This is a genomic window from Anabaena sphaerica FACHB-251 (assembly GCF_014696825.1).
Classification (GTDB): domain Bacteria; phylum Cyanobacteriota; class Cyanobacteriia; order Cyanobacteriales; family Nostocaceae; genus RDYJ01.
The window spans coordinates 686,462-702,007 of sequence record NZ_JACJQU010000001.1 but is presented as its reverse complement, the minus strand read 5'-3'; the positions used below and the strand labels follow the sequence as shown (position 1 = coordinate 702,007).

Below are 15,546 nucleotides of genomic sequence, written 5' to 3'. Positions count from 1 at the left end.
AATTTCAATTTAAAAGGAACAAATCATGTTAACCATACATGAAAACATAATTTATCAGGAAAAAATATATCACTGTTCTGGTATTGATATCAGGGGAAATGGGGGGATGGAAACCTACATATCTTCTTTGATCAATTTTCCCATGAATGGAGTGATCAAGACCCATATGAATTCTGTTAAGAATTTAGACCAAAGTCAATGTAAGTTACTCCACCTTCACGATCCAGAATTATTATTAGAATTGACTGGCGAATGTCCAGCAGTCTTTACACTGCATAATCACTGTACATACTGTCCCAGTGGCACAAAATATTTAGCAGATCGCCAAAAACAGTGCGATCGCAATATGCACCTATTAGGTTGTGCTTGGGGACATTTGGTAGATGGTTGTGGTAGTCGCAGACCACAAAGAATATTTGAGAATTTGCGGAATACCTATAATTTTCTTAGCACTGCCAAAAAAATCAACATTCCTGTAATTGCTAATAGTAATTATGTACGAGAGCAAATTATTAGTAATGGTTTATTACCCGACCAAGTAATTACGCTTCACTGCGGTGTGCGAGACCCTCAATATACCACCACATCTTTAACTAAAGAAATACATCAAAATCAGCGAATTTTGTTTGTTGGTAGAATTGTTCCCGATAAAGGAATTGAATGGTTGCTCAAAGCTTTAGCAAAGACTGACACCCGCATTCATCTTGATATTGCTGGTGAAGGTTGGATTAAACCCAACATGGAAAAATTAGCTGAAAAAATGGGTTTGAGCGATCGCATTACATGGCATGGTTGGTGTCATAAAGAAAAACTAGAAACACTTTATCAACAGTGTTTAGCTGTAATTTTTCCTAGTCTCTGGCCAGAACCTGCCGGTTTAGTAACTTTAGAAGCCTATGCTCGTTATCGTCCTGTAATTGCCAGTGCTGTTGGTGGAATTCCTGAATATGTGCAAGATGGTCAAACAGGAATCCTTGTACCAGCTAATCATAGTCAAAAATTGGCAGATGCCATCAACGAACTAGCCACAAACTATCATAAAAGCCGATTGATGGGTGAACAAGGTCGGGATTGGTTTGAGCAAGAATTTACTCTTGATATTCACATTCAGCGATTGGAAGAAATTTATGCCAAAACCATTGCTGATTTTAGGTCTATTTAACACTAGCAGAGATAAAAAAATAACGAATTGTAATTATGTCTATCAATGCTAAAGTACCCGAACCTCTAGTTAGCGTTATCATCCCTACTTATAATCGCCCAGAATACCTCAAACAAGCAATTACTAGCGCAGTTCAACAAACTTACCAAAACATTGAAATTATCGTTTCTGATAATTGTAGTCCAGAAAACCTTCAAACTTTAGTAGAATCTTTTGCTGATCCACGCATCAAATTTTGGCGACATCCAGAAAATGTCGGGATGCTAAATAATCAGATGAATGCCTTCAAAATGGCACAAGGAAAATATGTGGCTAGTCTCCATGATGATGATATGTGGAATCAAGATTTTCTAGCAAAAATTTTGCCGCCACTAGAAGCAAATCCCAACTTAATTCTGGCTTTTTGTGACCAATATATTATTGATGCTCAAAGTCAAATTAATCATGCTGCTACTGAAGAAAATTCCCGCAGTTATCAGCGTGATCAAATCGCCTCAGGAATTCATAGAAATTTCCAAAAAATTGGCTTAGTTGATAAAAGTATACCTACAGCAGCAGCTTGTGTAATTCGTAATGGTTTGATTAATTGGGATAGCATTTCCTCAGAAGTTGGGGGAATGTGGGATTTATATTTAACTTACTTGTGTTGTATATCAGGGTATAGTGTGTACTATTATCCAGAAAAATTGACCTATTATCGTGAGCATGAGCAAACCGATACCATGCTCAGTGGTAGACGCAATATACAAGCAAAAATTCGCAAAGCTAAAAGTGAAATTTTTTGTTACAAAATTTTTATGGAAGATATGCGTTTACACGAATTTCATTCACACTTTAGAAAACTATGGTTAGAAGCACATACAACTTTAGGAATTGGCTTGATGCTAGATCAACAAAGTACAGCAGCACGTTCTTATTTTTGGCAAGCCTTACAGGAACAAAAATTCAATTTGCGGACTTTAACAGCACTTACTCTCAGTTTTACCCCGCAAATATTAACTAAGAAATTACTAGGTGTTGCCTAAATAGTAAATTAATTTTTACCTGTAAATTTTTTATAAAATTGAGAGGTCATGAGTGAAACTTTGCATTGTTACCCATAAAATTCAAAAAGGGGATGGTCAGGGACGAGTCAACTATGAAGTTGTTCTAGAAGCAATTCGTCGTGGTCATCATTTAACATTGTTGGCCAGTGAAATAGCACCAGAACTAGAACAACATAGCTTGGTAAATTGGATTTCAATCCCCGTAAATCAATATCCTAGTGAATTTATTCGCAATTTCATATTTGCTAAAAAAAGTGGTGAGTGGTTGCGACAACATCGGGGTGAAATTGATTTAATTAAAGTCAATGGTGCAATTACTAGAGGCACTGCTGATGTGAATGCTGTGCATTTTGTTCATGGTTCATGGTGGCATTCACCTTCACATATTTCCCGGCAACGTCGAGATTTATATGGTTTATATCAGTGGCTGTACACTGCCATCAATGCCTATGTGGAAAAACAAGCATTCCAACAAACCAAAATTGTGATTGCTGTATCTACAAAAGTAGCTGAGGAATTAGTTAATATTGGTGTACCCCGTGATAAAATTCGCGTTATTGTCAATGGAGTTGACTTACAAGAGTTTTATCCTGGTGCGACTTCTCGGCAAAAATTGGGTTTACCAGAAAATGTGACTTTGGCACTGTTTGCTGGAGATATTCGCACAACTAGAAAAAACTTAGATACAGTCCTGCAAGCTTTAGTAAAAGTTCCTAATTTACATCTAGCAGTAGTAGGAACAACAGAAGGTAGTCCCTTTCCAGAATTAGCAAATAGTTTGGGCATAAGTGAACGAGTACATTTTCTCGGATATCGACGGGATATAGCCGAGATTATGCGGGCTGTAGATTTTTTTGTTTTTCCTTCCCGATATGAAGCTTGCAGTCTTGTTTTGTTAGAAGCATTGGCTTCAGGATTACCCATAATCACTGCCGCTGCTACAGGAGGTGCAGAATTAGTCACAGCAGAAGCGGGAATTATTTTACCTGATACAGACGACATAGATGCTTTGGCGGCTGCCTTGTTCTCTTTACAAGACGATTCACTATGTCAGCAAATGAGTAAAGCGGCTCGCACCGTTGCTGAACAACATAGCTGGACGACTATGGCACAAACCTATTTAGATTTATTTGCAGAGTTAATCACAAATGAGGAATACAGTTCTCATCCCCACCTATCGCCGTCCTCAAGACCTATCACGCTGCCTTACCGCACTGCAAGCCCAAACTAAACCAGTTGATCAGGTAATTGTGGTAGTCCGGGATACAGATACAGAAACTTGGCAATTCTTGAACCAATTTCCTGCCCACAACCTACCATTGCAGATTGTAACAGTGACAAAATCGGGAGTAGTAGCGGCTCTCAACACCGGACTAGCAGCAGTAGAAGGAGACATCGTTTCTATCACTGATGATGATGCTGCCCCACATCCTGATTGGTTAGAAAAAATCACTGCTCATTTTCAAAGCGATGGTTGCATAGGTGGTGTGGGTGGACGTGACTGGATACACCAAGGCGAGAAGATAGAAGACGGCTCTTGTTCAATTGTGGGGCGTTTACAGTGGTTTGGGCGAGTAATTGGCAATCATCATTTAGGGGTGGGAAAACCTCGTGAAGTGGATGTCCTTAAGGGTGTAAATATGAGTTTTCGCACCCAAGCAATGGGGAAATTACGATTTGATGAAAGGATGCGAGGTACTGGCGCTCAGGTACATTTTGAAATGGCATTTACCCTTTCTCTCAAGCGAGCAGGTTGGAAAATTATTTATGATCCCAACGTTGCCGTAGATCACTATCCTGCCCAACGTTTTGATGAAGACCAGCGCCAACACTTTAACGAAATTGCTTTTACTAACTTAGTCCATAACGAAACTCTAGTTTTATTAGAACATCTACCACTGCCACGCCGAATTGTCTTTTTATTCTGGGCAATATTAATTGGCACAAGGGAAAGTTTAGGACTAGTTCAATGGCTCAGATTTTTCCCCAGCCAAGGCAAAATAGTCAATAAAAAGTTACAAGCATCTTGGCGGGGACGTTGGCAAGGATGGCAAACAAATAAATTCACAATTCATAATTCTTAATTCAATCCAGTTACCAATTAGGAAAAAAGTGATTTCCAAACAAATACTTTTCAATAGTTTTTTACAATCAAATTTTTCTCCAAAACAAAGAGCAGCCGAGAGTTGGATAGTCATCTTAGGCTTCATATTGCTAATAGCAACTTGCTATTTTGGCGGTGCTGCTAACTTGTTACGCCTAGTTTTTCCCGCCACCTCTTTGGTGGTAGCAATATTTTTATACTTGCGTCATCCTCTTCTTTACATCGGCTTCACTTGGTGGATCTGGTTTCTCACACCCTTACTGACTCGTTTAGTTGATTATCGAGTTGGTTGGGACCCCACCCGTCAAATGCTGATTGCACCTTATTTAGTGGTATTTGTAACCATCGCCACTTTTATCAAACACTTACCTCGTGCTGTTCATCAAGGCGGTTTACCTTTTATTTTGGGTTTCATGGGCGTATTTTATGGTTTTTTGGTAGGGATAATTTTTAATCAACCAATTCCAGTTATACGCGGTTTTTTAGACTGGTTGAGTCCCATTATCTTCGCTTTTCACTTATTTATGAATTGGCGAGATTATCCCAGTTATCGTCAGCACATTCAGCGGGTATTTTTATGGTGTGTTTTAATAGTAGGAGCTTATGGCATATATCAATTTGTAGTGGCTCCTGAGTGGGACAGATACTGGCTAATAGAATCAAAAATGTTTACCAGTGCGGGAAATCCTGTACCTTTTGGCATGAGAGTTTGGAGTACACTGCACTCATCTGGTCCATTTGGTTCGGTTATGCAGGCTGGTTTGTTGTTATTATTTACCAGTTCTGGTCCATTAATTTTTCCTGCCTCAGCAACTGGGTATTTGTCATTTTTGCTTTCGCAAGTCCGTACTAGTTGGGGAGGCTGGTTTTTAGGGATAATTATAATTCTCGGTTCAGTTAAGGCGCGGATTCAAATGCGCTTAATTATGATCATTTTAGTCATGGCTATGTGTGTAGTACCATTGGTGACTATTGAACCTATCTCTAAAGTTGTTACTACTCGCTTGGAAAGTTTTTCTAATCTGGAAAAGGATACTAGTTTTCAGGATAGATCCAAATCTTATGATCGAAATCTTAATTTAGCCCTTTCTACTGGTCTCGGTAATGGGTTAGGAAATATCTGGAAGGTGAATGAAAAAACTGGACAAATCGAAGTTATTGTCATTGACAGTGGCATTTTAGATATGTTTTTTACTTTGGGTTGGTTCGGTGCTATACCCTATATTGGCGGTTTGGTCTTGATGCTTGTCAGTGTTAGTCAGTATACTGAAAGTCGGTTTGATAGTTTTGTCAGTGCGGCTCGTGCTATTGGTATCAGTTCCTGCGCTCAGTTAATTATCTATAGTGGGATGTTAAGTGTGGCAGGTATGATTATGTGGGGTTTTTTGGCTATGGCTATGGCAGCACATAAATACTATCAGCATCAGGAAATGAAGATGTAGCTACTTAAGCATTCAGTAGAGATGTTTTGGGGGAATGTCTCTATATTAGACCTCTTGCAAAATTGTTTCTGTGGTATAGTGAGGGGTTTTAGGTTGTATGTATTTTTGGGTGTCTTTGCGATAGCTACGCTCGCCGAAGGCATCGCAAATTCAAAGATAGGTGTGTAATTCTAACTTTTATGTAAATCCAAGCCAACCCCTAATTATAACATAAAATGAATTCTGCAAGAGATCTATTTTGATAACACAAGGTTGATGTTGTAAACAACAAGATTCCCGACTTCTTAGAGAAGTCGGGAATTTAATAGCGTAATGCTATATAATCATTTTTATCTTTTATTAACAAAATGCTCCTTATTAACTAATTTATATTTTGAAGAATTAATTATAATCTGGCTGCTTTTTGGTAATTTTTTGTATGTATGAGGTGATTATGAATCAAATCAACCGGGCGGCAATTGTGGGGGGAAGCCACGGTAATGAATTAATAGGAGTTTATCTAGTCAAAAAGTTTCAGAAATATCCACATTTAATCAAAAGAGCCAATTTTGAAACATTGTCATTACTTGGTAATCCCAAAGCCATTGCGGCTAGAAGAAGATACATTGATAGAGATTTAAATCGTTGTTTTACTGAAAACAATTTAACAACTGACATAACTTCTAGTTATGAAGAATTAAGAGCCAAAGAAATTCAACAAATCTTGCGACCACAAAATCAGGAATTTGTAGATGTAATCATTGATTTACATACGACTACTGCCAACATGGGATTATGTATTATTCTGGGAAATATGCACCCATTACTACTTGGTTTGGCGGCTAATATAAGTGCGATTAATCCTTTGGTAAAAGTCTATAGTCATCAACAACCTAGAAACAGTGGTTTTCTCCGTTCTTTAAGTGAATTAGGTTTTGCTATAGAAGTTGGTGCTGTCGCCCAAGGTGTTTTAAGTGCGGAATTATTTAAACAAACAGAGCAACTTGTTTATGCTGTGTTGGACTATTTTGAAGAGTGTAACCAAGGTAAAATTCCGCCAACTCACAACACGCTAACACTTTATCAATCTATTGGTGCGGTTGATTACCCTAGAAATGAAGACGGGGAAATTCAAGCTATGATTCACCCCCAACTTCAATTTAGGGATTATGAACCTCTACATCCAGGTGAGCCAATTTTTCTCACTTTTGAAGACGAAGAAATTTTTTATGAGGGAGAGTCTACTGTTTATCCCATTTTTATCAATGAAGCAGCTTATTATGAGAAAGGAATTGCTATGTATCTCAGCCAAAAGGAAGTGATTCATACTATATAGCAGGTGACAGGTAACAGAGTTGAAAGCCTTTTGGTGTCTCAGTTTTTTCATCTGTTGATGTTCCAACCACTTTGGCAGTTGCTATAAATAAGCATTTAGCCATCAGCCCACAGATGATGGCTATGCTTCCTCTAGAGTCAAGCTAATGAAATTTTATCATGTTCGTTTTAATGGTTATCATATTTTTTGGGGCTGGTAATGGGTGTTTGATAATGGGTAATTGGAAAGAGCAATTATCAAATTGAATAGGTTTATTATCAATAATTAATTATCCGAATTTGATATTAGACCTAAACTCAAAATTGTAAAACTAAACTCTCTAGGGTTTTAAAAGAAGAAAATGCCTATTTACCTACTACTAATTCTCTGGTTTTAATGGCTGGGATGACTTTATATGTCTTGGTTAACTCACGGTATACAGTCAATGTTTCTTCATTTACTCGCACGGAACTAAATCTTTCTAGGTTTTGTTTGGCGCGGAATTTCCACTTTTGCAATTGTTTAGCATCACTGAGTAATTGGGCTAAAGCATTAGCCAAGGTTTGGCTATCTTTGGGTGGTACGAGGATACCAGCCTGACGATGATCCAAAGTCTCAGGAATGCCGTCTACATCACTAGCTACAATTGCACAACCGGCTTCTCGTGCTTCTGTTAACACCAAACCAAAGGATTCGCAGTGTGAAGCGAGAACGAAGATATCTGTTGATAACATATACCGTTGGGGTTCTGGCTGGAAACCTTCAAAATGAATGCGTTGGCGTAGTCTTCCGCAGGTTTTAACCATGCTCTCAAACATAGCACGATCAGGTCCATCTCCTACTAAATAAAGATGGGCTTGGGGAAAATCTTTAGCAATGTGGCGGAATGCTTCAATTAAATCTCCAATACCTTTGCGGGTATACATCCCGGCTACTGTGGTGATGGCTGGGTGATGCAGTGGTAGTGGTTGGTAATCTTGAATTTTTCTATGTCGAGGACTGTCTAAAGTGCCGTTTGCAACTACGCGCAATTTTTGGGCTGGGATACCACGACGGATCATGGAATCAGCTACTGCATGACTAACTGCAATTACTCGATCTGCTAATCCCATTAATACTGCACTACGTTGGAATTCATTGTGTACGGTGGAAACTAAACTATATTCATGACTATTTCTGAGAATTCCTGCGAGTACAACTCCTGTCATCATGTGGGCATGAACAATATCTGGTTGAAACTTTTTGATAATTTCTCGATAACGCCAAGCTGCTTTGATCATGTTGGCTGGTGTGCGTGATTGATTGAGTTGAAAGTGGTCAATACCATGATTTGCTAATAATGTTTCGTATTCTCCACCTGATGATGCAACAGCAACATGAAGACCTTTTTTCGCTTGTAAACAAGCTAAGTCTACTGCAACATTGACAATTCCGTTACCGATTTTTTGGACATGGTTTGTAATGTGTAAAATTCGCATTTATTTTTCTCCACAGCAATTATTTTAAGCAAAGAACATGATGCGTATCACTGTATATTTCAGCTTAAATCACTTGTTGATAAATGATTTATAGCGTTCCCCAGTCTAATGAAGTACACACCAATTTATTCCCTGTTAAGAGTTAAGAGTTCCCTAAAACTAAAAAACTTTGTACCTCACGAGCATGGGAACTCATGGGAACTGCTATATCAGTAACTAAGATTCAGCTTTAAAGAATATTTCTTCTGAATGTAAAAATCGCTTGATAAAGCCACGAGGTAAGGTTTGTATTTGGGAAGGGTAGGCAGCGATCGCTATTTTTTTCTTCTCTTGCACTGAGGTAATTGACAACCGATATGCTGATCTAATATCCTTTAACTTCAAGAGGATAAATAAGGGCGCTCTCCAGAATACCCAGATAGGATATTGTAATAGTTCTACTTGAATTCCACTTTCGGCGATCGCCTCTTTAACTAAGTAATATGTAGCTTCATGATCTTTATGACAATCTTTACGGTGAGGAACGTAAACTTCTCCTGGTTGATAACGCTTTAACAGTTCAGAAATGTGAGCTATTGTCTGTTGTCTTTCTGATGTGTTTAAATCTGGCAAACTCCCATCCTGCTTATCCAAAAAGTGAATTTCTGAAGATGCTACTCCCAAAATTCCTAATGCCTTTAAAGACTCTTGTTTACGAATTTGAATGATTTGATCTTGAATATTTGGAACTGAACCATGCGAACCACGTCCATCGGTTAAAAAAGTTACAGCTACTGTTATTCCTTGTTCCCGTTTTCGGGCGATCATCCCACCACAACCCAAAGTTTCATCATCTTGATGAGGAGAAAAAACCATTGCTGATGCTTCACTAAATTTTAGCGGTTGACTTCCCCAATTTAAAATCCATTGTGAAAGTAAACTGGCATGGATATACTGAATTGGATTTAACAAATTTATGGGGATTAGTTTTTGTATTTTCATCAAGGTGGTTTTCTGCATATTTTCTTACTCCATATACCTTGAGTTTAATGTTTTTGCCAGGGATTTAAAAGAGCTATAACTCAAAAGTTATCTAGCAATTATTATTGTTGAAAGCACACCCTACAACAGAAAAATTATTTTTCAATCCAACCCAGTAATTATTATCATAATTAACTAGAGGTGGCTATATTTATTGATTTTGTAAATTTGCTATATGAATATGAAGATTGAATTTGCTATAACTAAAAGCCCGAAAACAGGTTATTATATTTACCTATATAAATCAAAATTTAGGATGTATATCCTCTCATGTCTTGCCGCACCATTTTCTCTACAAAATCAAATTCTCAAAAACTGATGATTTCCTAAGGTGGGCATTACCCACCCTACTATAGGAATCATATTTTATTTTTGATAGCTTGCGTGGCGTAGCCATACAAAAATCAGCTTTATTCCTTCTTTCCTGTTCCCTGTTCCCTGTTTCCTGTTCCCTTTTGAAAAACTCCAGTTCTCAACTTGGACGAGGTTTATATTTAGATTTTGATTAAATTGGCAACCGATAAATAATCACCTTACCTTTCCAATTTTCTTCCACAAACACTAAATATTCACCATTAGCACGGCGAAAAGCCCTGATACCGTAGGGGATATCAACCCAGCCACTTTCTCCACCGACTTCAGGACCTGGACCAAACTTGTGTACAAGTTTTCCTGTAGCGGCATTGTAGACATAAACTTCTGCGGTTTTCACTGTCACCGCAAACACATAATCCCCGGCTACACTCATGGATGCGGTAGAAACTTCTTGTTTACCAGTGGTGTCGTAAGGAACTACAGTTCGCCATCTAGGAGTGCGGTTGCCTTTACTCCAATTATCAAACCGGGCAATTTCTGATCCGACCACTTTGGCTTCATCACCAGAGGCAGGATGTTCTGTGGTGAAGCCTGACAAATACATAGTATCTGTTTCGGGAAAATACTCAATCCGCCGCAAATCTCTAAAGAAGCTAGGAGTCTTATCCTTTTGCATGGAACGATAGGTATAAACGGGGTTGCCTTTGCTATCTAATCCCTGTAAAGGATAATGGCGAATACCATCTTGAGTTCGCAAGGTTTTCCAAATATCACCTTTACTATCTACCCACCAACCCCCCATGTAGGGATAATCTTGACTGCTGTCATATTCATTTTGATCAAATGCACCATTACCATTACTATCTCGCCAAATCCATTCTCCTTGGGCTGGTTGATGTGGAGGCCAATTACCTTTGATAGATTTACCTTCAACATTAGTTCCCACAAACAGTCCCGCAGGAATAGCAATTTTACCATCTGTAGTTGGTTGAAAACGATAAATTTGCAAAAAGCTGCCATACATATCTGTAAGAAATAAAAATGGCTTACCTTGAATCCGGCGGAAAATAGGAGCATCTGGGGATGTGTGTAAACGAGGATCTTGAGGATATTTGAAAGGATTAAGGGTGTAGGCTTTATAAGTCCACTGTTTACCAGCAGGTTTACTATAATCCATCAAATATTGTTCTTGTTTGGTGAAGAGATTTACACCATCACTTTTAGGATCAGTATCGGCATTATCGACAAATATCAAACCGAGTAATTGCCATTGTAGTTTTCCAGATGAGGAAAATTTTCTTAAATCTGTTCCTGATTTATTGAAGCCATTATTATTGATATAGAAATTCCCGGCACTATCTGCCCCAACGCCTGTAATACCATAGAGTTTTAAATTTTGGACTTCTCCAGGGACACCACTATAAATCCCATTTTTAGTTCCGAAAGTCCCCACCTGTACAGGCTGATTTTGGATGTTGTAAATCAGCACTTGTTGACGGATGTTATTTTCTGCTACTAACAATCTGTCTTGTTTGTAAATTGCGATCGCTGTTGGGTTAATAACATCTACAATTTGTTGAGGTAATTTTTTACCAGTCTGGGAATAATGGACAATTTTAGCAGCCGTGCTACCTTTTTTATTTTGAAGAATCCATAAATCTCCTTGTGCATCAATAGCTATTTCTCCAGGATTTGTAACAGCAAAGCTGCCCATTTCCTGCATTGTTTCTGTATTATAAATACGCACAATGTTTGCATTAGCATTACTGACAAATAACTTATTACCTACAGTTGCTAAACCAGTGACTTCGCTTTTTTCACTGGTAATTAACATACTTTTATCCCAGCCATTCCCTCCCGGAAAAGGTACGGGTTTTCCCGCTAAATTATAGCGTCTCACACAGTACCAAGTTTTACCATCTGGAGGATAACCTTCTTTTTGACTACTCATTCCTCCCTGACTCATAGCAATATAAATATATTTGCTATTGGCTGTTACTGCTTTACCACCAAGACGATTCCAGCCGTGAAGATCTTCTAAAAAACCTATAACTTTACCATCTTTATATATTCCCGCTTCTCCTCCAGCTTCATCCCAGTAACTATTAGTATAAATATCACCATTGGCTGTTACATACATTGCTTCTATATTGTTTTGTACCCGCAAGTCTCCCTTACCAATAGTATTACCAAGCCAAGAAGTTTTATAAGTAAATGCAGGTGCTGTAGCTGTTTGTGTGCTGGCCTTGTCCATTTTCATGCCTGCGAATATCACTACTAAGCCACAGGTTAAACTGAGTAAAATTTTCAACCATATATTTTGTCGCCAATATCTACTTTCAACTAAATTATTAATAACTTGATTAAGCTTTTGGCGGCTTTTCTTAATTTGGGAAATGAATCTGTTTTTCATGGAATTGCTATGGTTGCATATTGGCAATTAACATTAATATGCTTTTGCTATTTGGATATGTTGCACTATGTCCAATAAACGTAGAGTAGACAATGCACACACTCATCATGGGTACTAAACATCAATAACCTAACAAATAAATGTTGTTGTTCAGGTAATTTCATCAAAAATTTATAAAAAAAATATATATTTTATATACTAGGTAAAATCCGTCAATATTTATATTGGTTTGCAGAGAACTTTCCTGGCATTACTAAACTAGTCAATTATGATACAGGATTACTCATAATTTAATTCTGGTGATAGATACAATTTTTTAGAAAATGCTGAATACTAAAAGGTGAAGAGGTAATTCTCAAAGGAAAATTGAAACTTTTTACTATGTTTACCTTGCCTCATTTCCTGCTGGAGGTTAATCATCAAGAGTAACATTTATCATTAGTAGAAAATTACAGCAAAAATAACAAGTAAAGATTTAAACTCTCATGCTCTGTAAAAACTCTATATATAAAAATAATTTCTTTAAGAAACAAAGTGATTAATATTTTTTTAACCGGATTTAAAGGTGAGTTCATTGATGTTTTTGATCATGAATTGTCATCAATTGTCTTGCTTCCGACTTAAATATTAAGGTACGGAGTCAGAATATTTGCCAAATCAGGAATATAGAGGAGCGATTTTTTCGATAAATTATTAAGACTATAGCAGAAGGCAAGAGGCAAAAGGCAAAAGTAAAACCCTTGCCATCACTGAGTTTGAGCTTTCAAAAATCTCCTAACCGCCTTGCCTTGTCCACTGCTATAATTCTGTATTCAGAATCCTTACTGTTTCAATGTGATGTTGAGAACTTTGTCTTCTCAATAAGATTAATAATTAACGACTGAGTGCAGAAAGTTTCCTCTTGTGTGGAAGTCAAGGAGATAATTAGGTGGAAAGTAGCAAAAAAACTTTGGAATCAGCTTCGGCATCTATCCTCATGTTGGGGACAGGTTGGTTTCCCAAAACTCCAGGAGGGTTGGAAAGGTATATTTATGAACTAACTCATAAATTAGCTATAAATCAAGACCAGATAGAGTTATGTGGAGTTGGTTTACCAGATGAAAAGAATACACATATTAAGTTAAATAATTTAGGATCTCCAGATAGTCGTATTTGGGAAAGATTGTGGTCAATTCGTACTAACTTCCAGAAAACGAGATTAAATAAACCTGACGCTATTAATCTGCATTTTGCATTATATAGCTTTCCCATTTTGGATCTTTTACCTAAAGGAGTACCAATTACTTTTAATTTTCATGGTCCTTGGGGTTCTGAAAGTAAAGAAGAAGTAGTAGATAAGAAACTGAGTATTTGGATAAAGCAGCAACTGATAGAAAAAAACACTTATAATCGATGCGATCGCTTTATCGTTCTCAGCAAAGCTTTTGGTAATATCTTACATCAAGAATATCAAGTTCCCTGGAGTAAAATTCATATTATCCCCGGTGGAGTAGATATTAATCACTTTCAAAATAACTTATCCCGTCTGGATGCGAGAACAAAACTAGGGTGGCCAACTGACCGACCGATATTATTTACCTCCCGTCGTCTAGTTCATCGTATGGGAATTGACAAATTATTACAAGCACTAGCAATAATTAAACCAAAAATTCCTGATATTTGGTTAGCTATTGCCGGACGTGGACATATCCAAATTTTACTGCAACAACAAGTTATAGAACTAGGACTAGAAAACAACGTTAAATTCTTAGGTTTTTTACCTGATGAACAGTTACCAATTGCTTACCAAGCTGCTGATTTAACGGTAATGCCTAGTCAATCTTTTGAAGGTTTTGGGTTAGCAATTGTTGAATCTTTAGCCTGTGGTACTCCGGTTTTATGTACACCTGTGGGGGGAATGCCAGAAATTTTACAGGGCTTTACACCAGATTTAATTACTAATTCTACCACTGCTGATAGTATTGCCGAAAACTTAGAGGAAGTAATGTTAGGTAAAATTGCTTTACCTTCTAGAGAAGAATGTCGTAATTACACAGTTCAAAATTATGATTGGACTAATATTTCTCAAAAAGTACGGCAAGTTATTTTAGCTGAAAAAAATTGATAAAATTACGGCAACTTAAATAATCAGATCATGAAAATTTTGTTTTTAGACCAAAGTGGTAAACCTGGTGGTGCTGAGTTATGCTTACTAGATATCGCTAAACCCTACTCTAATGCTTGCTTGGTTGGTTTATTTGCAGATGGTGATTTTAGAAAGTTACTCGAAAGTAATCATATTCCTGTAGAAGTTTTAGCAACTCAAGCTCTTAAAGTTAGAAAACAAAGTAGTTTACTTACAGCATTAGCTAGTTTAGGACAACTCACACCTCTAATTCATAAAGTAGTTAAACGCGCAAAGGATTATGATTTAATTTACGCTAATACTCAAAAAGCTTTAGTTGTAGGTGCAGTCGCGAGTTTTTTAGCACGTCGTCCTTTGGTTTATCATTTACATGATATTCTGTCTACTGAACATTTTAGCCCAACCAATCTGCGGGTTGCTATTACTTTAATTAATCGTTTTGCATCTTTAGTAATTGCTAATTCCCAATCTAGTAAAACCGCATTTATCCAAGCTGGAGGTAAACCGGATATTATTGAAGTTGTCTACAACGGTTTTGAAACTAAAAATTATCAAATTTCTGAAGTTGAGATTCAGGAATTAAGACAAAAACTAGGGTTAGCAGAAAAATTTATAGTGGGACATTTTAGCCGTCTTTCTCCCTGGAAAGGACAGCATATTTTAATTAATGCTCTTGCGGAATGTCCAGAAAATGTGACGGTCATTTTAGTTGGTGATGCTTTATTTGGTGAACATGAATATGTAAAAGAATTACACCAAAAAGTAACTGCATTAGGTTTAGAAGACAGAGTTAAGTTTTTGGGTTTTCGTGCTGATATTCCCCAATTAATGTCAGCTTGTGATTTAATTACTCATACATCAATCGCACCTGAACCTTTTGGTAGAGTTATTGTTGAAGCGATGCTGTGCGGTAAACCTGTGGTTGCTGCTAAAGCTGGGGGTGCAATAGAGTTAGTTGAAGATGGTATGAATGGTTTTTTAGTGACCCCAAATAATCCCCAGGAATTAGCGCAGGTAATTAATACTTGTATTCAGGAAAAAGACAAGATTAAAAAAATCGCTAATCATGCTAGAATTAATGCTAGTCAACGGTTTGATGTGAATATTATTAATCAGCAAATTCAAGAATTGTTAGAAATATGATATC

Annotated in this window: 11 protein-coding genes; 8 read left to right on the top strand and 3 right to left on the bottom strand. The window is 37.3% G+C overall.

What is annotated here, in order from left to right; all coding sequences use genetic code 11:
- The first annotated feature begins 34 nt into the window (after positions 1–34).
- The 6 genes from H6G06_RS03125 (at position 35) to H6G06_RS03100 (ending at position 7,069) form a co-directional block, all read left to right on the top strand.
- Positions 35–1,162 carry a glycosyltransferase family 4 protein gene (locus H6G06_RS03125; RefSeq protein ID WP_190557245.1) on the top strand — a complete coding sequence of 376 codons (1,128 nt, stop codon included), beginning with the start codon at positions 35–37 and terminating at the stop codon, positions 1,160–1,162.
- Positions 1,163–1,197: 35 nt separating this feature from the next.
- Positions 1,198–2,187, top strand: a complete 990-nt coding sequence (locus H6G06_RS03120) for a glycosyltransferase family 2 protein (protein ID WP_190556947.1) — start codon at positions 1,198–1,200, stop codon at positions 2,185–2,187.
- A gap of 52 nt (positions 2,188–2,239) precedes the next feature.
- Positions 2,240–3,439, top strand: coding sequence for a glycosyltransferase (locus H6G06_RS03115; protein WP_190556945.1), 1,200 nt, complete (start codon positions 2,240–2,242; stop codon positions 3,437–3,439).
- Positions 3,357–4,292: a glycosyltransferase family 2 protein gene (locus H6G06_RS03110; RefSeq protein ID WP_190556943.1), complete on the top strand. Its 936-nt coding sequence runs from the start codon at positions 3,357–3,359 to the stop codon at positions 4,290–4,292. The genes H6G06_RS03115 and H6G06_RS03110 overlap by 83 nt, the downstream gene beginning before the upstream one ends.
- Positions 4,293–4,320: 28 nt before the next feature.
- Entirely contained in the window at positions 4,321–5,754 is a 1,434-nt protein-coding gene (locus H6G06_RS03105) for an O-antigen ligase domain-containing protein (RefSeq protein ID WP_190556942.1), read from the top strand.
- A 433-nt stretch (positions 5,755–6,187) separates the two neighbouring features.
- Entirely contained in the window at positions 6,188–7,069 is an 882-nt protein-coding gene (locus H6G06_RS03100) for an aspartoacylase (RefSeq protein ID WP_190556940.1), read from the top strand.
- A gap of 344 nt (positions 7,070–7,413) precedes the next feature.
- On the opposite strand, the gene H6G06_RS03095 is transcribed toward H6G06_RS03100, so the two are convergent.
- From H6G06_RS03095 to H6G06_RS03085, 3 genes are all read right to left on the bottom strand, one after another.
- Entirely contained in the window at positions 7,414–8,526 is a 1,113-nt protein-coding gene (locus tag H6G06_RS03095; protein ID WP_190556938.1) for a glycosyltransferase family 4 protein, read from the bottom strand.
- 216 nt (positions 8,527–8,742) lie between these two features.
- Entirely contained in the window at positions 8,743–9,525 is a 783-nt protein-coding gene (locus H6G06_RS03090; protein ID WP_190556936.1) for a PIG-L deacetylase family protein, read from the bottom strand.
- A 526-nt stretch (positions 9,526–10,051) separates the two neighbouring features.
- A complete protein-coding gene (locus H6G06_RS03085; RefSeq protein WP_190556934.1) occupies positions 10,052–12,274 on the bottom strand; it encodes an NHL repeat-containing protein in 2,223 nt (740 codons plus the stop codon).
- A 976-nt stretch (positions 12,275–13,250) separates the two neighbouring features.
- Between H6G06_RS03085 and H6G06_RS03080 the strand changes: the two genes are divergently transcribed.
- Together H6G06_RS03080 and H6G06_RS03075 are read left to right on the top strand one after the other, a co-directional pair.
- Positions 13,251–14,378 (top strand): glycosyltransferase family 4 protein, encoded by a 1,128-nt coding sequence (locus tag H6G06_RS03080; RefSeq protein WP_190557243.1) that lies wholly within the window; start codon positions 13,251–13,253, stop codon positions 14,376–14,378.
- Between the two features lie 30 nt (positions 14,379–14,408).
- Complete coding sequence (locus H6G06_RS03075; protein WP_190556932.1) at positions 14,409–15,542, top strand: glycosyltransferase family 4 protein; 1,134 nt, start codon at positions 14,409–14,411, stop codon at positions 15,540–15,542.
- Positions 15,543–15,546: the final 4 nt, after the last annotated feature.